The sequence below is a fragment of the Pseudarthrobacter sp. MM222 genome (genome assembly GCF_947090775.1).
Lineage (GTDB): Bacteria > Actinomycetota > Actinomycetes > Actinomycetales > Micrococcaceae > Arthrobacter.
The window spans coordinates 1,114,391-1,140,230 of the sequence record NZ_OX352321.1 but is presented as its reverse complement, the minus strand read 5'-3'; the positions used below and the strand labels follow the sequence as shown (position 1 = coordinate 1,140,230).

The 25,840-nt window shown below is 63.9% G+C and carries 27 protein-coding genes and 2 pseudogenes; 16 read left to right on the top strand and 13 right to left on the bottom strand.

The annotated features are described in order from the left end of the window. Nucleotides 1-18 precede the first annotated feature (18 nt). Nucleotides 19-1,704: a bifunctional phosphoribosylaminoimidazolecarboxamide formyltransferase/IMP cyclohydrolase gene (gene purH, locus OM977_RS05210; protein WP_264356469.1), complete on the bottom strand. Its 1,686-nt coding sequence runs from the start codon at nt 1,702-1,704 to the stop codon at nt 19-21. A 151-nt stretch (nt 1,705-1,855) separates the two neighbouring features. Here purH and OM977_RS05205 point away from each other — a divergent pair, with 151 nt between their 5' ends. Then, nucleotides 1,856-3,208, top strand: coding sequence for an MFS transporter (locus tag OM977_RS05205; RefSeq protein ID WP_264356468.1), 1,353 nt, complete (start codon nt 1,856-1,858; stop codon nt 3,206-3,208). Between the two features lie 107 nt (nt 3,209-3,315). On the opposite strand, the gene OM977_RS05200 is transcribed toward OM977_RS05205, so the two are convergent. Both OM977_RS05200 and purN read right to left on the bottom strand, forming a co-directional pair. Continuing rightward, nucleotides 3,316-4,332, bottom strand: a complete 1,017-nt coding sequence (locus tag OM977_RS05200) for a collagen-like protein (RefSeq protein ID WP_264356467.1) — start codon at nt 4,330-4,332, stop codon at nt 3,316-3,318. A gap of 178 nt (nt 4,333-4,510) precedes the next feature. Continuing rightward, complete coding sequence (purN, locus tag OM977_RS05195) at nt 4,511-5,098, bottom strand: phosphoribosylglycinamide formyltransferase (protein ID WP_264356466.1); 588 nt, start codon at nt 5,096-5,098, stop codon at nt 4,511-4,513. Nucleotides 5,099-5,137: 39 nt separating this feature from the next. Between purN and OM977_RS05190 the strand changes: the two genes are divergently transcribed. After that, the gene (locus OM977_RS05190) at nt 5,138-5,569 is read left to right on the top strand and encodes a hypothetical protein (RefSeq protein WP_264356465.1); all 432 of its coding nucleotides are present in this window, start codon (nt 5,138-5,140) and stop codon (nt 5,567-5,569) included. 35 nt (nt 5,570-5,604) lie between these two features. On the opposite strand, the gene OM977_RS05185 is transcribed toward OM977_RS05190, so the two are convergent. Then, the gene (locus tag OM977_RS05185; RefSeq protein WP_264356464.1) at nt 5,605-6,921 is read right to left on the bottom strand and encodes a cell division protein PerM; all 1,317 of its coding nucleotides are present in this window, start codon (nt 6,919-6,921) and stop codon (nt 5,605-5,607) included. A gap of 218 nt (nt 6,922-7,139) precedes the next feature. On the opposite strand from OM977_RS05185, the gene OM977_RS05180 reads away from it, so the two are divergent. Together OM977_RS05180 and OM977_RS05175 are read left to right on the top strand one after the other, a co-directional pair. Continuing rightward, nucleotides 7,140-7,541 carry a DUF4383 domain-containing protein gene (locus OM977_RS05180; RefSeq protein WP_264356463.1) on the top strand — a complete coding sequence of 134 codons (402 nt, stop codon included), beginning with the start codon at nt 7,140-7,142 and terminating at the stop codon, nt 7,539-7,541. 323 nt (nt 7,542-7,864) lie between these two features. Next, nucleotides 7,865-8,091 (top strand): annotated as a pseudogene (locus OM977_RS05175) (alpha-galactosidase); the annotation flags it as partial. On the opposite strand, the pseudogene OM977_RS05170 reads toward OM977_RS05175, so the two are convergent. Continuing rightward, nucleotides 8,091-8,237 (bottom strand): annotated as a pseudogene (locus OM977_RS05170) (recombinase family protein); the annotation flags it as partial. The pseudogenes OM977_RS05175 and OM977_RS05170 sit on opposite strands and share 1 nt — an antisense overlap. A 39-nt stretch (nt 8,238-8,276) precedes the next feature. Beyond that, a complete protein-coding gene (locus OM977_RS05165; protein WP_264356462.1) occupies nt 8,277-8,897 on the bottom strand; it encodes a TetR/AcrR family transcriptional regulator in 621 nt (206 codons plus the stop codon). 94 nt (nt 8,898-8,991) lie between these two features. On the opposite strand from OM977_RS05165, the gene OM977_RS05160 reads away from it, so the two are divergent. The 3 genes from OM977_RS05160 (at nt 8,992) to OM977_RS05150 (ending at nt 11,221) form a co-directional block, all read left to right on the top strand. Then, nucleotides 8,992-9,378 (top strand): nuclear transport factor 2 family protein, encoded by a 387-nt coding sequence (locus tag OM977_RS05160; protein ID WP_264356461.1) that lies wholly within the window; start codon nt 8,992-8,994, stop codon nt 9,376-9,378. Between the two features lie 219 nt (nt 9,379-9,597). After that, nucleotides 9,598-10,677, top strand: a complete 1,080-nt coding sequence (gene namA, locus OM977_RS05155) for an NADPH dehydrogenase NamA (protein ID WP_264356460.1) — start codon at nt 9,598-9,600, stop codon at nt 10,675-10,677. A gap of 400 nt (nt 10,678-11,077) precedes the next feature. Then, a complete protein-coding gene (locus OM977_RS05150; RefSeq protein ID WP_264356459.1) occupies nt 11,078-11,221 on the top strand; it encodes a hypothetical protein in 144 nt (47 codons plus the stop codon). A 275-nt stretch (nt 11,222-11,496) separates the two neighbouring features. Here OM977_RS05150 and OM977_RS05145 read toward each other — a convergent pair whose 3' ends face one another. From OM977_RS05145 to OM977_RS05120, 6 genes are all read right to left on the bottom strand, one after another. Beyond that, nucleotides 11,497-12,261: an SDR family NAD(P)-dependent oxidoreductase gene (locus OM977_RS05145; RefSeq protein WP_264356458.1), complete on the bottom strand. Its 765-nt coding sequence runs from the start codon at nt 12,259-12,261 to the stop codon at nt 11,497-11,499. A 215-nt stretch (nt 12,262-12,476) separates the two neighbouring features. Further along, the gene (locus OM977_RS05140; RefSeq protein ID WP_264356457.1) at nt 12,477-13,382 is read right to left on the bottom strand and encodes an amino acid ABC transporter permease; all 906 of its coding nucleotides are present in this window, start codon (nt 13,380-13,382) and stop codon (nt 12,477-12,479) included. Continuing rightward, nucleotides 13,379-14,059, bottom strand: a complete 681-nt coding sequence (locus tag OM977_RS05135) for an amino acid ABC transporter permease (RefSeq protein WP_270103229.1) — start codon at nt 14,057-14,059, stop codon at nt 13,379-13,381. The genes OM977_RS05140 and OM977_RS05135 overlap by 4 nt, the downstream gene beginning before the upstream one ends. A 24-nt stretch (nt 14,060-14,083) precedes the next feature. After that, complete coding sequence (locus tag OM977_RS05130; protein ID WP_264356456.1) at nt 14,084-14,923, bottom strand: glutamate ABC transporter substrate-binding protein; 840 nt, start codon at nt 14,921-14,923, stop codon at nt 14,084-14,086. Nucleotides 14,924-14,954: 31 nt separating this feature from the next. Beyond that, on the bottom strand, nt 14,955-15,683 hold the full coding sequence (locus tag OM977_RS05125) for an amino acid ABC transporter ATP-binding protein (protein ID WP_264357297.1): 729 nt from the start codon (nt 15,681-15,683) through the stop codon (nt 14,955-14,957). Between the two features lie 269 nt (nt 15,684-15,952). Next, nucleotides 15,953-16,684 (bottom strand): GntR family transcriptional regulator, encoded by a 732-nt coding sequence (locus OM977_RS05120; RefSeq protein WP_264356455.1) that lies wholly within the window; start codon nt 16,682-16,684, stop codon nt 15,953-15,955. Between the two features lie 214 nt (nt 16,685-16,898). On the opposite strand from OM977_RS05120, the gene OM977_RS05115 reads away from it, so the two are divergent. From OM977_RS05115 to OM977_RS05080, 8 genes are all read left to right on the top strand, one after another. Then, nucleotides 16,899-18,359 (top strand): NAD-dependent succinate-semialdehyde dehydrogenase, encoded by a 1,461-nt coding sequence (locus OM977_RS05115; protein WP_264356454.1) that lies wholly within the window; start codon nt 16,899-16,901, stop codon nt 18,357-18,359. Nucleotides 18,360-18,369: 10 nt separating this feature from the next. Continuing rightward, nucleotides 18,370-19,656, top strand: coding sequence for a Glu/Leu/Phe/Val family dehydrogenase (locus OM977_RS05110; RefSeq protein WP_264356453.1), 1,287 nt, complete (start codon nt 18,370-18,372; stop codon nt 19,654-19,656). Between the two features lie 85 nt (nt 19,657-19,741). Next, nucleotides 19,742-20,962 carry a pyridoxal phosphate-dependent aminotransferase gene (locus tag OM977_RS05105; RefSeq protein ID WP_264356452.1) on the top strand — a complete coding sequence of 407 codons (1,221 nt, stop codon included), beginning with the start codon at nt 19,742-19,744 and terminating at the stop codon, nt 20,960-20,962. Continuing rightward, the gene (locus tag OM977_RS05100) at nt 20,959-21,507 is read left to right on the top strand and encodes a thiamine pyrophosphate-binding protein (protein WP_264356451.1); all 549 of its coding nucleotides are present in this window, start codon (nt 20,959-20,961) and stop codon (nt 21,505-21,507) included. The genes OM977_RS05105 and OM977_RS05100 overlap by 4 nt, the downstream gene beginning before the upstream one ends. Beyond that, nucleotides 21,504-22,088, top strand: a complete 585-nt coding sequence (locus tag OM977_RS05095; RefSeq protein ID WP_264356450.1) for a thiamine pyrophosphate-dependent enzyme — start codon at nt 21,504-21,506, stop codon at nt 22,086-22,088. The genes OM977_RS05100 and OM977_RS05095 overlap by 4 nt, the downstream gene beginning before the upstream one ends. Nucleotides 22,089-22,400: 312 nt before the next feature. Beyond that, nucleotides 22,401-23,423, top strand: a complete 1,023-nt coding sequence (locus tag OM977_RS05090; protein WP_264356449.1) for an NADH:flavin oxidoreductase/NADH oxidase — start codon at nt 22,401-22,403, stop codon at nt 23,421-23,423. A 13-nt stretch (nt 23,424-23,436) separates the two neighbouring features. Continuing rightward, nucleotides 23,437-24,108, top strand: a complete 672-nt coding sequence (locus tag OM977_RS05085) for an SDR family oxidoreductase (protein ID WP_264356448.1) — start codon at nt 23,437-23,439, stop codon at nt 24,106-24,108. A gap of 181 nt (nt 24,109-24,289) precedes the next feature. After that, nucleotides 24,290-24,604 (top strand): ArsR/SmtB family transcription factor, encoded by a 315-nt coding sequence (locus OM977_RS05080; RefSeq protein ID WP_264356447.1) that lies wholly within the window; start codon nt 24,290-24,292, stop codon nt 24,602-24,604. Between the two features lie 73 nt (nt 24,605-24,677). On the opposite strand, the gene OM977_RS05075 is transcribed toward OM977_RS05080, so the two are convergent. Continuing rightward, the gene (locus tag OM977_RS05075) at nt 24,678-24,857 is read right to left on the bottom strand and encodes a hypothetical protein (RefSeq protein WP_264356446.1); all 180 of its coding nucleotides are present in this window, start codon (nt 24,855-24,857) and stop codon (nt 24,678-24,680) included. A gap of 54 nt (nt 24,858-24,911) precedes the next feature. Between OM977_RS05075 and OM977_RS05070 the strand changes: the two genes are divergently transcribed. After that, nucleotides 24,912-25,778, top strand: a complete 867-nt coding sequence (locus OM977_RS05070; RefSeq protein ID WP_264356445.1) for an HNH endonuclease — start codon at nt 24,912-24,914, stop codon at nt 25,776-25,778. Nucleotides 25,779-25,840 lie beyond the last annotated feature (62 nt).

Sequence of the window (25,840 nt, the reverse complement as noted above, 5' to 3'; positions counted from 1 at the left end):
CTGATGAAGCAGCAGCCCCTAGTGGAAGAAGTGGCGTGCTCCGGTGAAGTACATCGTGATGCCGGCGGCGTTGGCTGCGGCAACGACTTCCTCGTCCCGGACGGATCCGCCGGGCTGGACCACGGCACGGACGCCGGCGTCGATCAGGATCTGCAAGCCGTCGGCAAACGGGAAGAACGCGTCCGATGCCGCCACGGCACCGCGGGCGCGCTCGGGGGCCCCGCTCGCGTCGGCGCCGGAAGCTCCGCCGGCGGCATCGACGTCGGAGGTCACCGTGACGCCCAGCGAGTTGGCGCGCTCCACGGCGAGCTTGCAGGAGTCCAGCCGGTTGACCTGGCCCATGCCGATGCCGACAGCCGCGCCGTCGGAGGCCAGCAGGATGGCGTTGGACTTGGCCGCGCGGCACGCGGTCCAGGCGAAGGCGAGATCCGCCAAAGTGGCCTCATCCGCCGCCGAACCCGCGGCGAGGGTCCAGTTGGCCGGGTTGTCACCGTCGGCGTCGACCCTGTCAGTCACCTGGACCAGCACGCCGCCGGAGACCTGGCGGATCTCGGACGGGTAGCGGCCGTAGCCCTCGGGCAGCGCGAGCAGGCGGATGTTCTTCTTCTTGGACAGGATTTCCACGGCCTCGTCCTCGAAGCCGGGGGCGATGACGACCTCCGTGAAGATGTCCGCCACGGTCCTGGCCATCCCGGCGGTCACTGTGCGGTTGGCCGCGATCACGCCGCCGAACGCGGAGACAGGGTCGCAGGCGTGCGCCTTGGCGTGGGCGTCGGCGATCGGGTCGGCGGCCGAGGCGGAGCCCACCGCCACGCCGCAGGGGTTGGCGTGCTTGATGATGGCCACGGCCGGCTCGGCGAAGTCGAAAGCGGCGCGCAGGGCCGCATCGGCGTCGACGAAGTTGTTGTAGCTCATGGCCTTGCCGTGCAGCTGGTCCGCCTGCGCGATGCCTGCCGGCGCGGCCTTGTCCACGTAGAGTGCAGCCTGCTGGTGCGGGTTTTCGCCGTAGCGAAGCACCTCGGAGCGCTCCAAGGAGAGACCGGCGTAGGCGGGCCAGTCGATCACGCCGTCGCCGTCCTCATCGAGGAACTGGCTCGCGGTCCAGGTCGCCACGGCGTTGTCGTACGCAGCGGTGTGCGCGAAGGCCTTCGCGGCGAGCCGGCGTCGGGTCTTCAGGTCAAAACCGCCGGACGCGGCGGCAGCAACGACGTCGTGGTAGGAGGACGGGTCCACCACGATCGCGACGGCGGCGTGGTTCTTCGCGGCCGAGCGCACCATCGCGGGGCCGCCGATGTCGATCTGCTCGACGACGTCGTCCTGCGCGGCGCCGGACTTCACGGTCTCGACGAAGGGGTAGAGGTTCACGACGACGAGGTCGAACGGCTCGATGTCCATCGACTGCAGGGTTTCCATGTGCGCCCGGACGCGGCGGTCCGCGAGGATCCCGCCGTGCACGCGCGGGTGCAGCGTCTTGACGCGGCCATCGAGCATCTCGGGCGAGCCTGTGACTTCCTCGACCTCCTGGACCGGGATCCCCGCAGCGGCGATCTTCTTGGCGGTGGAGCCGGTGGAGACGATCTTGACGCCGGCCGCGTGCAGGCCCGTGGCGAGCTCCTCCAGACCGGTTTTGTCGTAGACCGAGATGAGGGCCCGGCGGATGGGAACACGGTCGATGGATTCACGGTCAAGCTGCGTAAAGCTCACAAAAGTCTCCGTCTTAGATCGCGGCGCGGCCGCGGGTGGTGGGGATGCGGCCAGTTTATCGCGTCCCGGCTCCGGGGCTTCCCGCGCGCCGGAGTGTGAAGCGCTCACCGGGGGCCGGCGACTCAACGTAGAGTTTTCTCAGGAGGCTTTGATGAACACATACACAACTGTGCCCAGCGGCGAACAGGTGGTGCAGGAACTGCCCTGGCGCTGGAAAGTGCAGGGACGGATCTTCCTGATCGGCGGCCTCGGCTTCATGTTCGACGCCTGGGACGTGACGCTCAACGGCATCCTCATCCCGCTGCTCTCCTCACACTGGCAGCTCAGCCCGGGCGAGGCCGCCTGGATCGGCGCCTCCAACCTCATCGGCATGGCCCTGGGCGCCTTCATCTGGGGCACCATTGCGGACACCATCGGACGCAAAAAGGCCTTCACGGCCACCTTGCTGATCTTCTCGGTCTTCACCGTGCTGGGTGCCTTCTCCCCCGATTTCCTCTGGTTCTGCATGTTCCGCTTCCTGGCCGGCTTCGGCCTGGGCGGCTGCATCCCGGTGGACTACGCGCTGGTGGGCGAGTTCACACCCCGCAAGCAGCGCGGCCGGGTCCTGACGGCTATGGACGGCTGGTGGCCGATCGGCGCGGCCCTGTGCGGCTTCGTCTCCGCCGGCCTTATCGCTGCCTTCGCGGACTGGCGCCTGACCATGCTCGTGATGGTGCTGCCGGCCCTGCTGGTGTTCTGGGTGCGGCGCAGCGTCCCCGAGTCGCCGCTGTTTTTGATCCGGAAGGGCCGCCGCGAGGAGGCCGCCAAGGTGATCGACGACCTGGTCGACGCCACCGGCGCCGAGCCGCGCGCCTACAGCCTGCCGGAGGCCCAGGACGCCCCGCGGCTTTCCGCCGGGAGCGCGTGGACGCAGCTGAGCCTGCTGTGGAAGTTCAACTGGAAGATTACGACGGCGGCCTGGTCCCTGTTCTTCAGCATCCTGCTGGTCTACTACCTGTCGCTGACCTGGATGCCGCGGATCCTGATCGGCGCCGGCTTCGCGGAGTACAAGGCCTTCCTCACCACCGCCTCGATGGCCGCCGTCGGGCTCCTCGGCGTCGTGGTGGCGGCCCTGCTGGTGGAGCGCGTCGGCCGGAAATGGATCCTGGCGATCACCGGCCCGCTGTCCGCCCTGACCCTGGTGATCGTGGCGATCGTGGTGGATATCCCGACGGCGGCCGTGTTCTGGCTGCTGGTGTTCGGCTTCGTGGTGCAGGTGGCCATCCCCGTGCTCTACGCCTACGTGTCCGAGCTGTACCCGACGGAACTGCGCGGCTCGGGCTTCGGCTGGGCCTCGACGTTTTCCCGGCTCGGCGCCGGCTTCGGTCCGCTGATCTTTGCCGCGTTCCTGTGGCCCGAACTGGGACTTGCGACGTCGTTCGCCCTGGCCGGCGGGCTGGTGCTGGTCTCCGTGCTGTGGATGGCCTTCTTCTCCCCCGAAACCAAGCAGCGCCGGCTCGAATAGGGTCCCCTCACCCGCAAGAGATGAGTGTGGCGCGGACCGGAACGGACGACGGCGCCCCTCAGCTTCGTTGCTGAGGGGCGCCGTCGAGTTTGTGGCGGACCAAGGAACTACTGGATGCAGGTGACGTAAACCGTCATCGTCCCTGCGCTCCTTTGCGTAACAGTCCAGCCCGTGGGCGTCGTCCCGCTCATCACCGGCTGACTCGACATCGCGTTATTGTTGTTGCCAGTCAGGCTGTAGCCGCCCGAGACGGCGGTCTTGCCTCCGGTACAGGACGCCGTCACCGTAAGGCCGGGTCCGGTCGCGGTGACCACAGAGACACTCGTCGACGCGGCCGCACCGGTGGCTCCGGTTGCCCCGGTTGCCCCGGTTGCCCCGGTCGTGCCGACCTCTCCCGCGGGTCCCGCCGGCCCGACGGCGCCCGCGGCACCGGTCTCGCCGGTTGCTCCCATGGCCCCGGTAGCCCCGGTCTCTCCAGTGAGACCGGTAAGCCCCATCAGACCCTGTGGTCCCGTGGCACCGGTCTCGCCGGTATCACCCTTGTCACCCTTCTCCCCCTGGATTCCCTGAGCACCGGTCTCGCCGGTATCACCCTTGTCACCCTTCTCCCCCTGGATTCCCTGAGCGCCGGTCGCCCCGTCGGCCCCGGCGGGCCCCATGGCCCCGGTCTCACCCGTGAGACCGGTAAGCCCCATCAGACCCATCAGACCCTGTGGCCCCGTGGCACCGGTCTCGCCGGTATCACCCTTGTCACCCTTGTCACCCTTTTCGCCCGTCAGACCCATCAGGCCCTGGATGCCCTGGGCGCCCTCGGCACCATCGGCACCCGCCGGCCCCATGGCGCCGGTAGCGCCGGTAGCCCCGGTGTCGCCTTTAACCCCGGGGAGGCCCTGGATCCCCTGGGTGTTCCAGGAGACCGCTGTCTCCTTCTTGGTGTCGCAGGAGCCGCCGGGCGACAGGAGCCGCAGCGCACCGCCATTGTTGATGTTGTAGCAAGCCTTGATCTCGCCGGCGGCCGTGGTGGACACGGCGTAGGCAGCGGTAGCGGCACCCGTTCCGAGCACGAGCACCGCGGTGAGACAAAGGACTTTGGGACTGGTTTTGGCAAGGCTGAACCGAGACACGAGGAACCCTTCTGAAAGCGTAAAAGGAAACTAGGAGGGCGTCAGCCTATGTGCCGGTTTTCAGTTCACCCAGCGCTTTTGCGAGGGACAGATACCCGACTTCTCAGAGGTTGTACGTGTCTTTTGATAGTGAGTACTCGGTTTAAAGGGGCATTACGTGCTTGCCCCAGAGTGGGGGCTAGCTGGGTGAGGCTGCGGCCTTCTGACCCGCGGCGAGCGAGGCCAGGGTGGAGACGAGCAGCCGGCGCTCCACCACCTTGATGCGCTCGTGCAGCGACTCCTCGGACTCGCCGTCGCCGATCGCCACCGCCTCCTGCGCGATGATGGGGCCGGTGTCCACGCCAGCGTCGGCCCAGTGCACCGTGCAGCCGGTGACTTTCACGCCGTAGGCAAGGGCATCGCGCACCCCGTGGGCGCCGGGGAAGGACGGCAGCAGCGCCGGGTGGGTGTTGAGGTATTTGCCGCCGAAGGCGTCGATGAAGTCCGCACTGACAATCCGCATGAACCCCGAGGAGACGACGACGTCCGGCTGGTACGCGGCCACGGCTTCGGTGAGCGCTGCGTTCCAGGCCGCCCGGTCCGGGTAGGCCTTGAAGTCCACCACGAAGGTCGGAATGCCGGCCGCGGCCGAGCGCTCCACCCCGTAGGTCCCCGGCCGGTCCGCACCCACCGCGGCGATGTCGACGTCCAGCCTGCCCTCTTTTACGGCGTCAATGACGGACTGGAGGTTGGAGCCGGTGCCGGAAACGAGGACTACGATGCGCATTGTCCTAGCTTATGGGGCCGCTCGCGTAGGCTGGAAAACATGAATCCCCCGAACGACTCCGACACCGGCCAGCGGAGCCAGCAGCCGCTCAGCGACGCGGCCAAAGACTCACTGGTGAAGACACACAATCTGTTCCGCACCTTCATCGTCGTGGTCCTGGGATCGTTCTTCGTGTACCAGCTGGACATCGACTACCTCTGGCTGAGCGCCATCCTGACCGCGGCCTCCATCGTGCTCGGCATTATGGTGCTGGTCCGGGCCGTGAAGCTCAAGGAGTCCCGGCTCGTGCTGATCGGCGCGATCTGCGGACTGGTGGTCGCGGCTGTGCAGGTGCTGCTGGTCGTGTCCTCGGCGTTGTTCTTCAGCCAGGTGCGGGACTACCAGCAGTGCGCCCGCCAGGCCCTCACCCAGCAGGCCGCCTCCCAGTGCCGGACCCAGCTGGAAAAGTCGATGCCGGTGCAGCTGCGCTAGCTTAGCGGCGGGCCAGCCGCGCCCGCCAGACCCCCTCAGTTGGCGGCGGGTTCCAGGTCCGCTTCGCGCAGTTTCTGCTGGCGTTCCAGCCAGGGTCCCGCCGCGTAACCGATGACGACGCCGATCCCCACTTCCGCGGCCACGAACAGCGCCGTCCGGAGCGGGTCCGGGCCGATCTCGGTCAGCCGCCCGATGCCGGCGGAGCCCCGGGCCAGCCAGGCCAGTCCCGCGGCGAGCAGCCCGGCAACGCTGCCGATCATGACGCCCAGGACGACGGTCGAGACCGCAGCCGTGAACCAGCGGGCATGGATCTTGATCGACAACCATTCGTCGAAGTGGTTTTCGCCCTCGCGCAGGAACCACCAGCCGGCCAGGATTCCGGCGAGCACCGGCACCACGAGGGCCGCAAAGCCCAAGTCCAGCGAACCGGCGGGCAGGGCCGCGAAGACCGGGATGGAGGGCAGCGGACCGACGGCAGTGCCCAGCGCGCCCGCCTGCGAACCCACCCCCAGCGCGAACCCCGCGCCGGAGATCCAGGCCAGGGCGAACACCACGAGGTTGGGCAGGAAGCCGAGCTGCGCGATGGTGAGCACCGCGCCTCCCATGGCGCCGGCGTCGAGCGCTTCATAGACGGCGACGATCAGGTTCCAGTGGATGAAGAGGTCGACGGCGAGCATGAGCGCGGACATCGCCAGGCTCGCCATCAGCGCCACGTAGCCGGCCTTGACCACGGAGCCGAGGTAGGAACCGGCCCAGCGCGAGTGCTGGCTGGTCCGGGAGAGCCAGGCCACCGCGTCGACGCCGATCAGCCGGCTCCAGGAGCCGGCCTCCCGGCGGGCGCCGACCACCATCCCGAGCGCGAACGGGACCAGCGGGGCGAGGGCAGCAGACCAAAGGCTGATGCCGACGTCGGACGTGCGGCAGACGAAGCCCGTGGTCAGGCCGAACCCGGCGTAGGCGAGCCAGGAGCCCAGCAGCGCCTGCCAGAGCTGGTCCGTGTACGAGGCCCGGGCCAGGCGGCGGCCCGCACGCCACGCCAGCAGGAACGGAATAAGCGTCAGCCCCAGCGGGATCAGCGAGAGGACGCCGGATTCCGGACGGGCCGCGGCGCCGGATCCCACGGTGTCCAAGAGCAGCGGAACGCCATGGATCAGGAGCCAGGCCTGGCCGGCGAGACGGGCCAGGACATCGGCGCCGCCGTTCTGGAAACCGGCGGTGGCCCACACCGCAATGATCGGTGCGACCACCACGAGGGCCGAGATGACCGCAGCCTGTGCGGACTCGAGGGCTCCCTGCAGCCACAAGGGCATCGGAAGTCCACGTTCTCCGGTCTGATCAGCGCGCAGTTTCATCGTGTTCCATGGTGCCACGCGAGGTCGTCCGGGACCGTTGCGACAGGCTCAAACGGCCGGATTTCCGCCCTGTGACGTTGGACGTTGGCGGAGCTTTTTCCGGGGGGCCGCCGTAAAATTGTAATGTCCGCAATCAGTGGTTGGAGGCAGAAATGACAACCGCATCTCCACATGCACACGGCGTTCACTTCGGACGGACAGATGTTCAGAATGTCGGCATGGGTGTGGGTATTGTCCTGATAATCGTGGGCATCCTGGGGTTCATCCCGGGCATCACCACGCAGTACAGCGAACTGAGGTTCTTCGGGCCCGATTCCAGGGCCATGTTCCTGGGCCTGTTCCAGGTGTCGATGTTGCTGAACATCGTCCAACTGGTAATCGGTGCCACCGGCGTTGGCATGTCCCGGAACGCCATGGGTGCAAGGAACTTCCTCATGGGCTTCGGCCTGCTGTACATCGTCCTTAGCATTTACGGGCTTATTGTCGGCGTGGGGTCGGCTGCTAACTTCCTGTCGCTGAACACCATGGACAACTGGACCCTGATGGTGCTGGGCATCGTGATGATTGGCGCCGGTTGGCTGATGGCAAGGCATCTGGCTGACGACGCAAGGACCCGGTAATGCAAACAACCGGGATAAAGGGAGCCGCGAATGAGTAACGTTTCATAGCAATCTGAAAATTCGTACTACCTGCTGGTGTAGTTGTTCCGCGGAAACGCAGCGGCTGCACCAGCTTCCTTATGTCCTGAGCCTCTATGTCAGTGGGAGCCGCAGGATGCGCGCAGTACCAGCTCGGCGGGGAAGATTTTGGTTTGGGCGTCCTGTCCGGGATCCGGAGTTAGGAGAGCGTCCAGGGCGGCCTGCGCCAAGTCCTTTAAGGGTTGGGCGACAGTGCTGAGCCGGGGCCAGGTGTATTCAGATTCGGGCGGCCGTCGAACGAGAACACACGCACCGCCTTCTCGGAACAGCCGGGGCGGATCGCCGTCCCCGAACTGGACCCGGAGCGGGACTACCGGGTGAAAGCAATCTTCCCGGCCCCGGCCGATGCAGACTACGCGCACACCTTCACGCAGGTCCGCCCCCGGCCTGGCTGGCGGACGGTGCCGCCGCCAACGGGCGGTTCCTTGCCGAGGTCGGACTGCCCATGCCCGCCCTCAACCCGGAACACGCTGCTTCAGATTCTGCGACCATGGCCAGGACGTTAAAGAGGAGTCGACCCACCGGATCGTTCGGATCGTGGACGGAGCCGCCAATGCTGAGCTTGACTTCGCGGAGGGTGAGCTCGTCCTCAATGTCTTTAGCGTCACGCAGCGACCGGCCTGCGGGCACTCGCCCCCGTGCCGGCCCCTCAGTCTCCTATTCGGCTTCCGGGATCATGCGGAGCCCCGCCGCCACCAGTCGTCGCAACATCTCTGGTGGGACGCCGTCATGCGCACGGAGAGCGAGTCCCTCGGAGATCATGTTGATGGCGTGCGCGAGTGCGAGAGTGTCAGTGCCCGCGGGGATCTGCCCGTCTCGGATACCGAACTCGAGTTTGCCTTGAAAACGGCGAACCCCGTCATCGCCGATAGCTGCAAGTGCGCGCGCGACGTCGCTGTCGCGGTCCTCCAAGCTCACTGCGGACTGGACGACGAGACATCCGAGATGGGTCCCCGGGACCGATATCACGCCCACGAAGTCGTTGAAGAATCGACGGAATGCATCTACGACCTGCGGTTCTTGACCGAAGGCGTCCCACACTGGATCCCAGAAGGTCCGCTCGTAGTGGTCAACGACGTCTATGAACAGCTGTGCTTTGCTGCCGAACGCCGAATACAGGCTCGGCGGGTTGATCCCGATGCCCGCGCACAGCTGGCTCACCGAGGTCCCCTCGTAGCCGTGCACCCAGAACATGTCCATTGCGGCCTCAAGTGCCTGCTTCTCGTCGAAGCCCCGGCGTCGCCCGCGCGTGGGGTCTCGCGGCTTAGCGGTGGACATAGGTTCCTCCCGGAGTTGACCACTTACTGTAGTGACCACTACAGTAACATTTGTAGCGACCGCTACAGAATACGACTGAACGCAAGGAGTGAAGGTGTCCGAGAAGACCTACGTCCAGGAATACAACGCAGTGCTGGAGACCCTGTCCAAGTACATTGAGGGCTGCGCAAAAGCCGACGGCTCGATCATGCGGCCTGCCTTCCACGCTGACGCGGTGATGTTCACGACCGCCGACTCCGCGGTGACCCGCGTGTCCGCGCACAATGCACTGTTCGACGGGATTGACAACGACTTCAAGCCATCGAACCCGAACTCCGCGGTCGTGACCGTGGACATCGTGGGCGATGTGGCCAGTGCGCGGGTCGATACCGACGACCTCGACGGGTTCCGCTTCAGCGACTTCTTCCACCTGCTCAAGGCGAACGGTGAGTGGCAGATCGTGGCGAAGACGTTCTACACGCACTCCACCCCCGCGGGCTGACGCCCGCCGGCATCGGGGCGGCCTCTTCGTGCCGCCCCGATGTCCTCCTCGTTCCCGACGGGAAATGAAGAATGAGGGCTGCGCTTGACGTGGAACCCACTCGGTAGCCCTCCCCCAAAAAAAGCATTACCAACACAACATGACCGTGCTGTCGGCATCCGCCATGTCTGACACACGCTCAATCCATCAGCCTGTCACTGGCCCTTTTAAGGAGCTTTCTTGTCTACAACACTTCTCGAGTCCTACACGATCCGCGGGGTGTCCTTCCGGAACCGCATCGCCATGTCGCCGATGTGCATGCACTCCGCGACGGCCGAGGGATTCGCCACCGACTTCCACGTCATGCACTACGGATCCCGCGCCCTCGGCGGTGCGGGCCTGGTCATGACCGAGACCGCAGCGGTCACTCCCAACGGCCCGATCGGCCCTGGCGACCTCGGGATCTGGGATGACACGCACATCCCGAACCTCCGCCGCATCGTGGACGCCGTCCACCTGGTCGGCGGCCGGATGGGTGTGCAGATCGGCCACGCCGGCCGACAGCTCGGTCTCCCCGAGCTGACTGCCGTCGCTCCCTCCGCGATCGCGTGGGGACCGGGCTCCCGCATCCCGGAGGAACTCACTCAGGAGGGTATTGCGGAGATCGTCGAGGCGTTCCGTACCGCCGCCGTGCGCGCGACGGAGGCAGGGTTCGACGTCATCGAGGTGCACGCCGCCCACGGCTTCCTGTTGAACGAATTCCTCTCCCCGATCTCGAACAAGCGCACCGACGAGTATGGAGGCGATCATGCCGGACGGTACCGCATCGTCCGTGAAGTCCTCGACGCCGTCCGCGGCGTCTGGAGCGGGCCGCTCTTCGTGCGCATCTCCTCGACCGACTACGTCGAGGGCGGCAACACCCCGCAGGACTTCGTGATCTTCGGCACTTGGATGAAGGAGCAGGGCGTGGACCTCATCGACGCCTCCTCCGGCGGCACCGCGCCCGTCAAGGTGTCCTCGTTCCCGGGATTCCAGGTTCCCGCTGCGGAGCTCATCCGTCGGGAGGTCGGTATTCTCACCGGCGCCGTCGGCCGCATCGAGACCGGCCAGCAGGCCGAGGACATCCTCCGCAATGGACGCGCCGACCTCGTGTTCATCGGCCGCGAGATGCTCAAGGACCCGTTCTGGGCACGCACCGCCGCCGACGACCTCCGGCAGCCGATCCAAGCTCCGGCCCAGTACACCCGGTACGGCTCTGCGTGGCAGCGCACCCAGCCTCCGCTGCCCGCGGCCCCGCTCGACGAAACGGTCGCTGCGTAAGATTCACACCGCTCGTGCGGCCCGCCCGGGGGGAAATCGAACATGGTGAAGCACGCTTGACCGGCGAACTCCCCGGGTGCGGCACTGAAATGAAGCGCCACGGAATCCCGGGATCTAGGCCGCCGTGAGACGGTGTTCCGACGGTAGCCATGCTTCTTCACTCCTGCTTTCGGCATCGGGGTCGGTGAGCTGCCCGGCAGGACTCTCCCCCAAAGAGGTCCTGCCGGGCGGTCTGGGTCAGCTCCTAGAGCTCGATGCGCTGTACTTGGTATCGGGATAGCCTCGCAACGCATACCGGGCTCGACTTTAATTGCTGGAATTTTTGGCCATTTGATGGCAAGGGCCATTAGGCGTTCAATTTGGCCAAATCCAGGGCATTTTCGATGTGGATGAGCCGGCGATGACCGTTGAGGGGAAGGATCCAGACAATCTTTCCGTCATCCGTTTTGTCGTCGACGCTTCCCTCGAAGAGTACTTTGCCGCCGGTACCGACCTTGACGAGTTCGTCGCGGTCAAAGTGCTGCCACGGGCCGGCGACTCCTAGTCATTTCTGTTGTCTTCCTGAAGCGGTGGCCGAGGGGCAGCCGCTTCGGCGTGTTGCGAGGGTGAGAGCGAAGAGGGCACCCCCCGGCTGATACGACGCAGCTTAGTTCGGTGACAGCCTCTTTGAGATCGAGTGGCAGCACGAGTCCCGGCACAAGGCCGCCGAGGACAGCGCCGGTGATGGACGTGCTCACAGCCTCAGGCACGGGGGCTTGTCGCCGCGGTGCACTGAAACGCAGAGAGAGGACAGAAATTCAACGCCGAAGCCGCAGAAGTTTATGCCCTCAGATACGAGGCGCCGTTAAGATCGATGACTGCACCGGTGGCCCACATTGCCTCGGTGGACGCAAGGAAATATACGGCCGCAGCTATCTCCTCAGGTGTAGCCACACGACCGAGTGGGCTTTGACTCAGAATATCGGCGGCCTCGGCCCCTGCGAGTCGCCCGCTGTTCCTCTCAGTGGCGACGAACCCGGGTGCCACAGTAGTAACGGCAACATTGTGGGGGGCGAGGGCCACGGCCATGGACTGCCCCATGGAGTGCAGCGCCGCTTTGCTTGCGCCGTACGCCGGATGCTCCGGTTCGCCGCGAGACGCTCCTCTGGAGCCAATGTTTATGATGCGGCCTCCGTCGCCTTGAAGAATCATCTGTTGAGCAGCGCAGTAGGTAATGTTGGCGGCCCCTGTCAGGTTGACTTCCAGCATGGCTTTCCACGAGTTTTGCCAGTCCTCGAAGCTGACCTTTTCAATGGGGTGGGCGACCATGGGAGCCGCTGCGCAGTTAACGAGAACGTCTACGCGGCCAAGTTGCTTTACGGTCTCGGCCACCAGTTCCTGAATCTGCCGGGGATCCCGGAGGTCGGCGCTGAACAACCCATGTCCCTGGCCGGGCAGGTGTTGGACGGCGTCCTGGGCGGCAGCGTGGCTTTGGCCGTAATGCAGCATCACGATGTCGCCGGAACGCGCGAACTTGTCGGCTACTGCTTTTCCAATGCCGCGCGCGGCACCGGTGACGAGAATGGCTCTGGACAGGGGAATCAACTCATTTCTGACTGGACAATTCGAGTGCTTTGGGCGTGAAATGCCTTGTTCGGGGACTTCTCCGCGCATTACCGCCCACGATCATCTTGGCGGTATACACCTCCGCGCGTTTTATCAGAGTTTTGTGCGCGACCGCCAAAGCCACCGTTTCGGCGGCGTCCGCCTGCGAAGTCGCTGTCCGCAGGTGGTGCAGGCAGGATCGATTAGACCCAGGTCTAGGTTCGGGAGGCCGGCAGCACCGACTCCTCTGCTTCCTGCACGACCAGAACCGTTTCTGGTCCGGGGAGAGCAGCTGTCTTCCGACCGTTACGGATTCTCTTCTCCACGACGGTGGCGAGCCTTGAGAGTGCGAGGTTGATTGAAATCATAACTGCGGCGATTACGAGCAAGGCCGGGATGTAGTTGGCGTAGGCTGAACCGGCCTGGATACCCTGTCGGACGGCCTCGACGTAGGTGATTTGGTAGCCCAGCGCGGTGTCCTTGAGTGCTACGACCAACTGGGCCACGAGTGGTGGGAGCATGGCGGTGATAGCTTGCGGGAGAAGGATGAGCCTGGTCGTTTGGCCGCCACCCAAACCGAGGGCCATGGCGGCCTCCTGCTGCCCGCGGGGCAAAGCGCGTATCCCGGCTCGTACGATTTCCGCAATGACTGCGCCGTTGCTAAGGGTCAAGCCGGTAACGACAGCTGCCAATGCGAGGTTCTCTGAGGGGAATAGGGAGTTGTTGGCAAAGAGCTGGAAGCAAAAGATCATCAGGATAAGCAGTGGAATCGCCCTGAAGAACTCGATAAACGCTCCAGAGATGTAGCGGAGCGCCCGATTTGAGGCCAGGCGTCCGACGCCGAGCAGTATTCCAAGCACCATGGCCAGCACTACGGACAGGGCGGCGGCCTGCAGAGTCCCGAGGATGCCGGGAAGTAGGTAGGTTCGCCACATGTCGGCCGTGATGAAGGGCTGCCATTTATCGGCCGAGAGCTGCCCTTTCTCATTGAGAGCCGCCATGACCCAGAGCACGCCGGCGGTGATAGCCAATAGACTGACCGCGCTGACGATGAGGTTTACCGCGCGCCCGCGGGGTCCAGGCAGGTCGTAAAGGGTCCTTATTGCGGGGGCTGCGCTCATCGGCGTATCTCCAGTTTCTTGCTGAGGTACCCAAAGACGGCACCTGTCGGAATCGTCAAAATCATGAACCCCAGGGCGAAGATCAGGCCGACGATGATCAGAGCCGAGGTGTTCTCGATGACTTCCTTCATCAAAAGGGAGGCTTCGGCGACGCCGATGACCGAGGCAACTGTCGTGTTCTTGGTCAGGGCTATAAGTACACTGCCCAGGGGGCCCACGACCGAGCGGAACGCCTGAGGAAGGATGACGTGCGTCAGGCCTTGAGTGAAGCTAAGACCCAGCGATCGGCCGGCCTCCGATTGTCCGACCGGGATGGTGTTGACCCCCGCCCGCAGAGCCTCACACACGAAGGTAGCGGTATAAAGCACGAAGGAGAGAACCGCGAGCCTGAAGGAACTGTCTGTGATGGAAGTGGTTGATTTCGGGTCGACCAACGTGATCCCCAGCTGCTGGGCTAGTCCGAAGGAGGCAAAGAGCACCACGAGCGTCAGAGGGGTGTTTCTGACTATGTTGACGTATCCGGTGGCAAGAGTCCTGAGGGCCCAAACCGGTGAGACCCGCATGGCGGCGAGCAACGTTCCGAAGATGAGGGCGCCGAGGGCAGAGAGAACTGTCAGCTGGATGGTGGTGGCGAAAGCCTTAAGCAGCTGGGGGCTGTATTCGCTGAGGATTTCCATAATGGTCCGCGTTCGGCGTTGCCGTTAGTACCTGTCGACGGCAGGTGCAGCCGGCATGGCGTAGCCCGATGGTCCCAGGTTGGACTTGAATGCCGCTTCCCAAGCGCCGTCCTTGACCATGGCTTCAATGGCATCGTTTATCTTTCCGCGGCCCGATGAGTCATCCTTCTTCAGACCGATGCCATAGTTTTCCTTGCTGAACGGCTTACCGACGACCTTGAGCTTTCCTTGGTTGACCGAAGCATAACCGGCAAGCTGGATGTCATCGGTGGTCATCGCGTCGACGGCCCCGCTCTTCAGGGCTTCCACACAGGCGGAGGGTGTGTCGTATTCCTGCAGCTGGGCATCTTTGCTGTAGTTCTTCTTGATGTTCTGAGCTGGTGTTGAACCCGTCACGGAACATAGCTTCTTTCCGCCATTCAGCGACTCGGGTCCCGTGATGTCAGTGTTGTCCGCCCGGACCAGCAATGACTGGCCTGCAAGGAAGTACGGTCCGGCGAACGCAATCCGTTCCTTGCGAGCATCATTGATGCTGTACGTGTTTACGATGTAGTCAACCTGGCCGTTCTGGATCAGATTCTCCCGCTGGGCTGGCGGCGCTTCCTTCCAGGTGATGGCCGATTCCTGGACGCCCAGTTTGCCGGCCACGTATTTGGCGATATCGACGTCGAAACCCCGGAGCGTTCCGTCGGGGTTCTTCATTCCGAGTCCCGGCCGGTCGAAGGAAATTCCGATGGTCAGTTTTCCGGCCTTGGCGCTTGCTTCTAAGCCCTTGGCTTCAGCGGCGGCCGAGCCGCATCCGGTGGCAGACAGCGTAAGCAGGACGGCCGCGGAAGACATGGCGGCGAACGATTTGAAATTCATGGTGGTCTCGTTTCAAGTGTGGTGGGAAAGGCTAGTGGCTAAGAATTTTGCCGAGAAAATCTCTTGCCCTGGCTGTGGACGGCGTGGAGAAAAATTCTTCGGGCGTCGTGTCCTCGAGGATCTGCCCGTCGGCCATGAAGACAACCCTGTCAGCGGCCCGGCGGGCGAAGCCCATCTCGTGAGTGACCACCAGCATCGTCATGCCGCCTTTAGCCAGCGACGTCATGACTTCCAGAACCTCGGTGACCATTTCCGGGTCAAGGGCCGAGGTTGGTTCATCGAACAACATGACCTTGGGTTCCATCGCGAGTGCACGGGCGATCGCCACTCGCTGCTGCTGTCCCCCGGAGAGCTGGGCGGGCAATTTATCTGCCTGGTTGGCGATACCGACCCGGTCCAGCAGCTCCATGCCCTTGGCACGCGCTACGGCTTTGGGGAGCTTCCGGACCTTCTGCGGTGCCAACATGACATTTTCGATAATTGTCTTGTGGGCAAAGAGGTTGAATGACTGAAAGACCATGCCAACGTCGGCCCGATACCGGGTCAGGGCTTTACCCTCGTCAGGCAGGCGGCGCCCGTCGACAGAAATCGTTCCGGAATCCTTGACTTCAAGGCGGTTGATCGTGCGGCACAGGGTGGACTTTCCGGACCCTGATGGACCCAGAATGACAACCACCTGCCCACGGCCGACCTCAAGGTTGACGTCACGCAGGACATGAAGGGGACCGAAGTGCTTGTTCACACTTCGCAGCGAAATCATGGCGTCAGCATCTCTGTCTAGCCCGCCCGCTACCTCGTTGTGGATTTCCATAACTACCGTTCGTTTCTGTGAGACGCAGGCAGCCATGCACCGCCACTGCGTGGTGGCAACAGCGCCTATGTTCTAGGTTAGGAATGTTAACATTTGTACTAGATGAAGAAAGATGATGCAAGTCACAATTTGTTTAGATGCCCGCGGGGTCCGTCAGGGGGCCGCGGTTGCCGCCGGCGTGGTGTCCCCGGAACCTCGGCGGCAACCCTTGGACCGGCTCAGCTGCCCTCGGCTGCGGCGTCGCTGGAGAGAGCAGCATTGTCCATATCGGCTTTCAGACGCGTGAAAGCGGTTTCGATGTGAGTTCGCACCAGCTCCTCGGCCTGGTCCGCCCTTTTGTCCCTGACGACCCGGTACATATCCCAGTGTTCCGGACCGATCAGATCACGATAATCGTCATGTCCGTGCTGGCGGTTCAGAAGCAAGAGGGCGATCTGGGAGCGCATACCAAGCCAGACGTTCGTCAGCCGTTCGTGGCCGCCACAGGCATAGACCGCGTCGTGGAAGGCCAGGTCCGCCTCCAGCATCCTTTTCCGATCGCCGCCTTGCGTAGCGCGTTCGATGTCCTCGGCACACGCCTTGAGAACTTCGAGATCTGCGTCGGTGCGGTTTTCGATGAGGCGCTGCACGGCGAGCAGTTCCGTGATGTAGCGCAGCGAATAAATCTCATCAAGGTCTTTCCGAGTGAAAACAGTGACTCTCGAACCGCGATGCCAGTCCCCCTGCAGTAGCCCTTCCTGGCGCAGCAGCACGATAGCGTCCCGGACAGGCCCGCGGCTCACCGAGAGCGAAGCAGCCAGGTCCACTTCGTTGAGCCGCACCCCGGGAGCTATTTCCCCGGCCAGAATCGCGGCCCGTAGCCGATCGGCGACGTCCTGGGCCATGCCCCGGCGCTTTAGGGGAGCACGCAGCGCTTTGCTCTTGACATTTCCATCCATACCAGATTCCATAATGTTAACATTCTTACAGCTTGAGGTTCGGGCCGCTAGTGCGGGTTATCCCAACTTATCCCACCGACTTCGACCCCACAGCAGAGTGCAGTGACTCAGCGCCCCCACATCCATCCCGGAAGGCAAGTCGTCTGTTCCCGCCGCGGCCAGCCGTCCTCCGGAAGAGTCACGCCGCTGTTACTTCCACCTACATCCCAAGAGCGAGAGAGACACCGTGAACGCCCTCAAGAACCTGCAACTCCCCAAAACCGACCTGTATATCGGTGGAGACTGGGTTTCGGCCTCCTCCGGCGCCGCCATCAAGGTGGTCAACCCAGCCACTGAAGAGGTCATAGGCGAGGTGTCCGACGCCGGCGTCAGCGACGGCTTGCTCGCCCTGGACGCCGCCGCAGCTGCGCAAACCTCGTGGGCGGCTACCCCAGCTCGTGAACGGGCTGACGTACTACGCTCCGCCTATGAGGCAATACTGGCCAGGCGAAACGAATTTGCAGCCATAATCGTCGCCGAAATGGGCAAACCATGGGCAGAAGCCCAAGGCGAAGTCGACTATGGCGCCGGGTTTTTCCGCTGGTTCGCGGAGTCTGCCGGCCGACTGCACACAGAAGGCCAATTCGGCGTGGAACCCGGCGGTGAATACCGCATCGCGGTGTCAAAGCGTCCCGTCGGTCCGTGTCTTCTCATCACTCCCTGGAATTTCCCATTGGCGATGGGGGCGCGAAAAATAGCCCCCGCGCTGGCGGCTGGATGCACCGTCGTCCTGAAACCCGCGGCACAAACCCCGTTGACCAGCCTGCTGCTCGCCGAGGTACTCCATGATTGTGGCGTCCCTGCCGGCGTAGTGAACGTCGTTACCACCAGCGACTCCCCTGCGGTCGTGTCCGCGATCATGGAAGATCGCAGGTTGAAGAAGGTGTCCTTCACAGGATCGACCCAGGTGGGACAGATCCTCCTGCGGCAGGCTGCAGATAGCGTGCTCAACACCTCCATGGAGCTGGGAGGAAACGGACCACTCATCGTCTTTGATGACGCCGACCTCGACCAGGCACTCGAGGGTGCCATGGTGGCCAAACTCAGGAACGGAGGCGAATCCTGCGTGGCAGCCAATAGGATCTTCGTCCATCGGCCCATTGCGGCAGAGTTCATTCGCCGGTTTACCGCCAAGATGCGTCAAGTCGTCATGGGTGATGGCAGCAATCCAACGTCGGGACTGGGACCGCTAATTGACGGTAAGCAGCTCGCGAAGGTCAGCTCCCTTGTCGATGACGCTGTAAACAAGGGCGCAGTCTGCGCCCTGGGCGGCAACATCGCTGACAGGGCCGGCTACTTCTACGAACCCACCGTCATTCACGGCATCCCGTCCGACGCCGATATCCGCACAGAGGAAATCTTCGGACCTGTCGCAGCAATCTATGAATTTGATACCGAAGACGAAGCTGTCGACGAAGCCAACAACACTCCCTACGGCCTTGCCTCCTACGTATTCACTCGGGACGTCAACCGGGCACTCCGCGTGGCCGATGCCCTCGAAACAGGCATGACCGGCATCAACCGGGGAATTGTGAGCAACCCTTCGGCACCGTTTGGTGGCGTGAAGGCTTCCGGTCTGGGCCGGGAAGGTGGCACCGAGGGCCTCGACGCCTACCTCGAAACCAAGTACACCGGCATCCAGATCTAGCAGGCAGACCATGACCATAAACACTGCATTCTCCCCACCAGTAGGCAGCCGGGAGTCTGGCGCCCCTCTGGAAGCGGCCCACCAACAGCTCGCCGAAGCCATAGAACTGCTCGGATACTCTGCCGGCCAGCACGCCATGCTTCGGGCACCCCGCCGCGAAATGACCGTGAGCATCCCCCTGCGTCGGGACACCGGGGACATTGAGCTGCTCACCGGGCACCGCGTCCAGCACAACATCTCCCGCGGCCCGGCCAAAGGCGGCATCCGCTACCACCGCGGCGTCGATCTGGATGAAATCCGCGCCCTCGCCATGTGGATGACCTGGAAATGTGCCCTCATTGATGTTCCCTACGGAGGCGCCAAGGGAGGAATCCGGATCGATACGGCCCTGTACTCCCAACCCGAGCTCGAACGGCTCACCCGTCGCTTTACCAGTGAAATCATGCCGATCCTCGGACCGGAAAAGGACATTCCGGCACCCGATATCGGCACCGACGAGCAAACCATGGCCTGGATCATGGACACCTACTCCGTCAACAAGGGACACACCATCCCCGCCGTGGTCACCGGCAAACCTATCAGCATTGGTGGGTCATTGGGGCGGGCGTCAGCTACCTCTCGAGGTGTTGTCCACTGTGCGCTTGCCGCCATGGAGGACCAGAAAATCCGGGCGTCCGGCAGTTCCGCATCCGTCCAGGGTTTCGGAAAAGTCGGTGCGGGCGCGGCGGAGTTTCTGAGTGACGCGGGACTGAAAATCCAGTACGTGAGCGACCAACACGGCGCCCTTCACGCCAGTGGGGGCATAGATGTCCAGCTGCTCGATGACCACGTCAAGCTGACCGGCAGCGTGGTGGGTTTCCGCGGCGCCGAACCGGTCCCACACGATGCAGTCCTGGAAGCAGACGTGGATGTCCTCGTCCCCGCAGCGCTGGAAGGCGTCATCACGGCGGATAACGCAGCCGACATAAAGGCGCGCATAGTCGTGGAGGGCGCCAACGGCCCCACCACTGTTCTCGCGGACCAAATGCTCGCAGATAAGGGAACGCTTGTCGTTCCCGACATCCTGGCCAACGCCGGAGGCGTCCTCGTTTCGTACTTCGAGTGGGTCCAGGGCAACCAGGCCTACTGGTGGACCGAGGACGAAGTTGAGGAGAAACTCGCAGCCCGGATGACTTCGGCATACCGGGAAGTTTCTGCATATGCCAAGGACCGCCGGCTCAGCATGCGCTCTGCCGCCACCGCACTGGCTGTCCACCGCGTGGCCGAAGCGCATACGCTCCGCGGTCTCTACCCCTAAGTCTGGGAAAATCCCCGGATCTCAACAGACGCCGATCGTCCCGCCCAACAGGCCCCAACCAAAGTTTCATTACTGGAGTCCCCACATGAGTACAGCCACCACCAGTCTCGGCCGCCCCGCCGAGCGGTTGAGTAAGATCAAGCCATCCCCCATCCGACAGATATTCGACAAAGCCGCCGCGCTCGACGCTGCCGGCGAGAAAGTCTTCCACTTCGAAATCGGGCGTCCTGATTTCGACACCCCGGACGTAGTGAAAGCTGCCACCGCCGCGTCGCTGGACCGCGGTGAGGTTCACTACGGTCCAAACGCCGGTACACCCGACCTTCGCGCGGCGATCGCCGAGTATCTTCGGTCCCGCCGCAACACCGAGTATGACCCTGACACCGAAGTCATAGTGACCATCGGCGCCAATGAAGCGGTCTTCCTTGCGCTGATGGCATTCTGCGGTCCCGGCGACGAAGTGATCGTCCCCGTCCCGGCATGGGCCCACTACCAGTCCTGCGTTCGTCTCGCCGGGGCAACCCCTGTGCCGGTCCCGCTGAACGCCGCCGATAACTTCAGCCTGGACCTGGACGCTATCGCGGCTGCCGTGACTGAACGCACCCGCATGGTCATTATTTGCACCCCCAACAACCCCACCGGCGGCGTGGCTTCGCACAGCGAAATCGAGAAACTCGCCCAGATCCTCGAACCAACTGATGCGCTCCTAATGTCCGATGAGATATACGCCGACCTCGTCTACGAAGACATCGAGCACGTCTCCCCCGCCGCTATCGGCAACCTCCGGCGGCGGACGCTTGTCATCGGGGGGTTTGCCAAAGCCTTTGCCATGGACGGCTGGCGGCTCGGATGGCTCGCGGGACCCCGCGAGCTGATCACGCCGGCCCTGCGCGTCCGCCAATACACCACTGTCTGCCCGCCAACCTTTCTCCAGCCCGGCGCGGCCACCGCACTCCGCGCGGCACGCGGGGACGCCGAAGACATGCGCCGGGAATTTGAAGACCGCCGCCGCGCGGGCCTGAAAATCCTTTCCGCTGTGGCAGGAATCTCCGTGAGTAAACCGGACGGGGCCTTCTACTTCTACGTTACCTACCCTCCGGCACTGGCAGAACCCGCTGAAGAACTGGCCATGCGGCTGCTCGAGACCGAACGCGTCGCCGTCGTCCCTGGCACCGCGTTCGACCCCGAAGGCGGAACGCATGCCATCCGAATTTCCTACGCCTGCAACATCGATGACCTGACAGAGGGCCTCAAGCGCATCGCACGGACCCTCACGCCCACCCAGCCCGAAGGAGCAAAGCAGTGACAACCATTACCCAGGACCGCCACCAGGAGGTGATCAATGCCATCACCTCACTCTCCCCGGACGGTATTGCTTACGTTCCCAGTGCCAGCATCGCGCCCATCATCAACGGACTCTTGGAGGCCGGCCGCGCCGACGGAGGACCCAATGTCTTTCCCGTCTCCCGCGAAGAAGAAGCAGTTGGAGTTGTCGGAGCGTACCCGTTCGCCGACAAATTCGGTGTCATCGTGATGCAGGACAACGGCTTCGGAAACGCACTCACCGCACTCACGACCATGGCCGTGTCGTACCACTTGCCCATGCTGATCGTCGCCAACACGCGCGGCGGCCTCGGCGAGTACAACTCCATGATTCACAGCATCTCCGAGCCCGTCCCGGAAATCCTCCGCTCATCCGCCATCCCGGTCTTCCGCATTGACCGTCGGAACTCGGCGAAGGATTGGGGCGCAACCGTCCACGAAGCCGGCCAGCACGCCCGCATGACCTTTCGGCCCGTCGTCGTGCTCATGGAATTCTTTGACCACACCGATGCAAAGGCAAAAGCATGAAACGCATTGAAGCACTCCGCACCATCGTCGCCGCCACTCCGGATCTTCCCGTGGTCGCCACCTGCGCAGCCACGAGCCGTGAACTAGCCTCGGTCGAAGACCGCGACAACCACCTCTACCTGCTCGACGCTATGGGCCTGGCCGTCTCAGTCGCCACAGGTATCGCCCAAGCTGTCAACGGCACAGCCGTGACGCGGTCTGTCGTGATCGAGGGCGACGGTTCGCTGCTGATGAACCCCGGCGCAGCCCTCACAGCCGGCTATCTGCAGCCGGAAAACCTCGTCGTCGTCCTCCTTGACAACGGGGTCTACGCCTCAACGGCAAGCATCCCCACCCACGCGCAAAAGCTTGACCTCGGGCGCATCGCAGAGTCAGTGGATCTAAAAGTTCTACGCGCCAGCACACCTTCTGAACTGAGCGACGCCCTGCAGAAGTCGCTCACCGAACCCGGGCCCTGGTTCATCCACACCCGCACGGAACCCGGCAACGAACCGGGGACGAAACTCCTTCTCATTGACCCGGTGGTCCACGGTGACCGGTTCCGCCGCTGGCTCACCGGCCGCATGGGACAAGCCGCCTAAAGCAAGGACCGGCATGTGCCATCTGCCCGGGCTAATCCAGCATGCCCGCAGCGGCTCAACCGATTGACCAAGGGACCGGGCCCGCACCAGTTGGCCCGGTCCCTCCCCTGCACCTATGGTGCGAGGGGACGCCGTCGACGCCGACACACCGACATTTCAGGGTCGGACCCCAAAGGATGGTACGGTGATTGTCGTAGTACGTTAGTTATCGTACTACGCAATAATCTTCAAGAAGGGACAACATCTGTGGGTGTTCTTGATCCAATTACGTTGAGGGGGCTGACCGTACCCAACCGGGCATGGATGTCGCCAATGTGCACGTACAGCGCCAATCCGGAACCAGAACGGGCGGGCCGGCCGACGGACTTCCATCTGGGGCACTACGTTGCCCGTGCAGCCGGTGGAGCCGGACTGGTAATGATCGAAGCGACAGGTGTCTCCCCGGAGGGCCGGATTTCGCCTTATGACCTCGGGCTCTGGAGCAACGACCAGACCGAAGACTTCCGGCGTCTCGCATCCGCCATTTCGGCCGCCGGCGCTGTGCCCGCGATTCAGCTGGCACACGCAGGCCGCAAGGCCTCAGTAGACCGTCCGTGGCGGGGCGGCGCGCCACTGGCAAAGGACGCCCTGGGCTGGCCGTCCGTCGGGCCGAGCGGTGTCGCCTTTCCCGGCTACCCTGCCCCGCATGAACTGACGCAGGCAGATATATCGGACGTCGTGGAGGCATTTTCCCAGGCAGCACGGCGCGCCCGTAGCGCAGGATTCGAGGTGGCAGAAGTTCACGCGGCACACGGCTATCTACTGCACTCGTTCCTCTCCCCCGTTTCCAATCTCCGGACCGACGAATACGGCGGCTCACTCGAGAATCGTGCCCGGCTGGTCCTGGAAGTCGTTGATGCAGTCCGCCGAGTGTGGGCAGACGACCGGCCCGTCTTCCTCCGGGTTTCCACCACCGACTGGATCGCAGAGAACCCCGCCGACAACCGGTCATCCTGGACCATTGAGGACACCGTGAAGCTTGCCACCTGGGCCACCGAGCATGGTATCGACCTGGTCGATTGCTCCTCGGGCGGAACGGACTCGGTCCCCATTCCCCGCGACCGGGACTACCAGACAAAGTACGCACGCCGAGTACGCACCGAGGCCGGAATCACGGTCGGAGCAGTTGGCCGCATCGCCGACCCCGCTTACGCGGCAGAACTGGTCGAGACGGGCTCCGCCGACGCACTCTTTATCGGACGGGCATTGCTGCGCGACCCATCGTGGGTCAACAACGCCGCCAGCCAGTTCGGGGCGACACCACGCTTCATCGAGCAATACGACTACGCGCTCTAGGAGGGCCACCAACATGAAAATATTCATCATCGGAGCCGGCGGAGGAATCGGGAGCCGTTTGAGCCGGATCCTCTCCACTGGCGGAACCCAGGTCAGCGGCATGTTCCGCAACCCTCGCCAGGCTGATGCCGTCAGTGCCACCGGCGCAACACCCGTCGTTGGTGACCTCATCGCTGACTCGGTCGGAGAACTGGCCGAAAAGTTCCGCGGACATGACGCCATTGTTTTCTCCGCCGGCGCTCACGGAACGGGCATGGACCAGACCACCGCCATTGACGGGCGCGGGCTGGAAAAAGCAGCAGACGCTGCCGCTAGCGCTGGCGTAAGCCGTTTCGTTCTGATCTCGGCCTTCCCCGAGTCCGGCCGGGAAAAGGAGCCCGTCGAGAGCTTCGAACACTACATGCGCACCAAAAAGACCGCCGACGTCTACCTGACCCACACCGACCTGGACTGGCTCATTGTTCGTCCCGGCATCCTGCGCGACGAACCCGGCACCGGCCGCGTTTCGGCCGGGCTGGCCATAGAACACGGCGACGTGTTCCGGGACGATGTCGCGGAGTTCATTGCTGCCGCCGTTAGCGAACCCCTACTGACGAGGCTGATCGTCGAACTAACGAGCGGCGACACGCCTATTGACGCCGCTGTCTCCCGCCTTGCAACAAGCACTGCCCCTCACCGCGCCTGACGACGGCGACGCCAGCAACCAAAGGAAGTCACTGCTGGAGATCAGCTTCGGCGCGAACCTCAGAGCGAACTACAGCCGGGTCCACCTCTTCGCGGCCCGGCTCGTGCCGCGCAGCCAGCCCGTTTCACCGCATCCCTTAGTATGATTAGCGACGTATAAAGAAGCCGTCGGAGAGAACTAGATGCGAACCCTCGACCACCCCAGCATGCAAGACGTACAGCTCGACACTGTACTGGCTGCCCTGTCCGATCCAATCCGTCGACGAATCGTCGCGCAGCTGGCAGACGGACACGACGACCAGGCGTGCATCGCATTCGAACTCCCCGTCAGCAAATCGACCTCGACACATCACTTCCGCGTTCTACGTGAAGCGGGCATAATCGACCAGCACTATCGCGGGACTTCGATCCTCAACACGCTCCGCACAGAGGAACTGGCGCAACGCTTCCCGGGCCTGCTGGACGCGGTCATAGCGGCCCATCACGCATACGCGTGACGGGCCCGGTATAGGGCAGCGCCATCCGCCAGCCAGTTCGACAATGATGGCTGTCAGGCGGGTTGGTTGCGCGTTAGAAACGCAAGAGCGAGTACGGCAGGCTGGGCAGGTTTCCCGCCGTCCAGGGCCGTTCCGATTTTTCCTCCGGAACCTGACCACGGCCGTCGCGGATGACAACCACCACCGTGCCGACAACGCCGAACAGAACCACCGCTGCCAGGATGATCAGAAGGACTGCAATTGATCCAGTCATGTCCAACACCTCTGAGTTAATTTTACCGCCGTTCACTCCTGCGAGAATGGCCAGATGACAGCCATCATCCTGGGGTGGAACCCGGAAAACTGGGACCGCTGGAACTACCCGGCAGCGGCCGGCGAGGTCCGGGCCGGCGGCCTGATCGTCGAGCGCTGGGGCGTTGGCCAGCAGCCGAGCAATCCAGCCGGAGCCGACGCCTGGCTGGTCCTCCAGGGGAGCCACGCCGGCGGGCTGATCGGACACGGCGTGGTCGTCTCGGAGCACCCCGAGCCCGTTAAACTGCCCGAGCCCGGACAGACCGGACCCCAGGAGCTAAGCGTATTGGTTGCGTTCGACGCCCTGCTCCCCCTCGGCGAACAGGTCCCCGTTCAGGTTCTTCACGACGCCGCCCCGCGGATCCCCTGGGACGACCTTCCAGGCTCCGGGCTGCGCGTCGCCCCGGCAGAGGAACCCACCATCCGCGGCCTCTGGGGCGAGTTCGGACCCCGGCCCGGACCGGACCCTACCCGGCCGGTCCCAGGCACCTACCCGCAGGACGCCGTCACCCGGGCTCTGGTGAACCGCTACGAAGAGGACGAGGAAGCCCGGCGGGCCTGCCTTGCACGCCATGGCACCAGCTGCGCGGCTTGCGGGTTCTCGTTCGAGCAGAAGTATGGCGAGGCCGGGACCGACTTCATCCAGGTCCACCACATCGTCCCGGTGGCCCAGCTTGGCAGCGGCTACCAGCTGGATCCCATCACAGACCTTGTGCCGCTCTGCGCCAACTGCCACGCCATGGCGCACCTGGGCGTCGGCACTCCGCGGACGGTGGCGGAGCTGCGCCGAATCATCGGCGAGGCCGGCTACCTGCGCGGCAGCACCATTTCCCCCGAGGAACTCGAAGCCCAGCGCGAGGCACGGCGGATCCTGGGGACGTAGCGGGCGCGCCGCAGCTAACCACCGCCCACTCCGACACGAAGCCCCCACCAGCGGCGGACCAA

What these genes read in the sequence shown, in the direction of transcription:
- OM977_RS05135 (WP_270103229.1), bottom strand. Translation starts at nt 14,059, where the DNA reads ATGGAAATCCTCAGCGAATACAGCCCCCAGCTGCTTAAGGCTTTCGCC.
- OM977_RS05120 (WP_264356455.1), bottom strand. Translation starts at nt 16,684, where the DNA reads ATGGAATCTGGTATGGATGGAAATGTCAAGAGCAAAGCGCTGCGTGCT.
- OM977_RS05095 (WP_264356450.1), top strand. Translation starts at nt 21,504, where the DNA reads ATGAAACGCATTGAAGCACTCCGCACCATCGTCGCCGCCACTCCGGAT.
- OM977_RS05130 (WP_264356456.1), bottom strand. Translation starts at nt 14,923, where the DNA reads ATGAATTTCAAATCGTTCGCCGCCATGTCTTCCGCGGCCGTCCTGCTT.
- OM977_RS05085 (WP_264356448.1), top strand. Translation starts at nt 23,437, where the DNA reads ATGAAAATATTCATCATCGGAGCCGGCGGAGGAATCGGGAGCCGTTTG.
- OM977_RS05125 (WP_264357297.1), bottom strand. Translation starts at nt 15,683, where the DNA reads ATGATTTCGCTGCGAAGTGTGAACAAGCACTTCGGTCCCCTTCATGTC.
- OM977_RS05080 (WP_264356447.1), top strand. Translation starts at nt 24,290, where the DNA reads ATGCGAACCCTCGACCACCCCAGCATGCAAGACGTACAGCTCGACACT.
- OM977_RS05205 (WP_264356468.1), top strand. Translation starts at nt 1,856, where the DNA reads ATGAACACATACACAACTGTGCCCAGCGGCGAACAGGTGGTGCAGGAA.
- OM977_RS05185 (WP_264356464.1), bottom strand. Translation starts at nt 6,921, where the DNA reads ATGAAACTGCGCGCTGATCAGACCGGAGAACGTGGACTTCCGATGCCC.
- purN (WP_264356466.1), bottom strand. Translation starts at nt 5,098, where the DNA reads ATGCGCATCGTAGTCCTCGTTTCCGGCACCGGCTCCAACCTCCAGTCC.
- OM977_RS05140 (WP_264356457.1), bottom strand. Translation starts at nt 13,382, where the DNA reads ATGAGCGCAGCCCCCGCAATAAGGACCCTTTACGACCTGCCTGGACCC.
- OM977_RS05070 (WP_264356445.1), top strand. Translation starts at nt 24,912, where the DNA reads ATGACAGCCATCATCCTGGGGTGGAACCCGGAAAACTGGGACCGCTGG.
- OM977_RS05110 (WP_264356453.1), top strand. Translation starts at nt 18,370, where the DNA reads ATGACCATAAACACTGCATTCTCCCCACCAGTAGGCAGCCGGGAGTCT.
- OM977_RS05150 (WP_264356459.1), top strand. Translation starts at nt 11,078, where the DNA reads ATGACCGTTGAGGGGAAGGATCCAGACAATCTTTCCGTCATCCGTTTT.
- OM977_RS05075 (WP_264356446.1), bottom strand. Translation starts at nt 24,857, where the DNA reads ATGACTGGATCAATTGCAGTCCTTCTGATCATCCTGGCAGCGGTGGTT.
- OM977_RS05180 (WP_264356463.1), top strand. Translation starts at nt 7,140, where the DNA reads ATGGGTGTGGGTATTGTCCTGATAATCGTGGGCATCCTGGGGTTCATC.
- OM977_RS05090 (WP_264356449.1), top strand. Translation starts at nt 22,401, where the DNA reads ATGTGCACGTACAGCGCCAATCCGGAACCAGAACGGGCGGGCCGGCCG.
- OM977_RS05105 (WP_264356452.1), top strand. Translation starts at nt 19,742, where the DNA reads ATGAGTACAGCCACCACCAGTCTCGGCCGCCCCGCCGAGCGGTTGAGT.
- OM977_RS05190 (WP_264356465.1), top strand. Translation starts at nt 5,138, where the DNA reads ATGAATCCCCCGAACGACTCCGACACCGGCCAGCGGAGCCAGCAGCCG.
- OM977_RS05165 (WP_264356462.1), bottom strand. Translation starts at nt 8,897, where the DNA reads ATGTCCACCGCTAAGCCGCGAGACCCCACGCGCGGGCGACGCCGGGGC.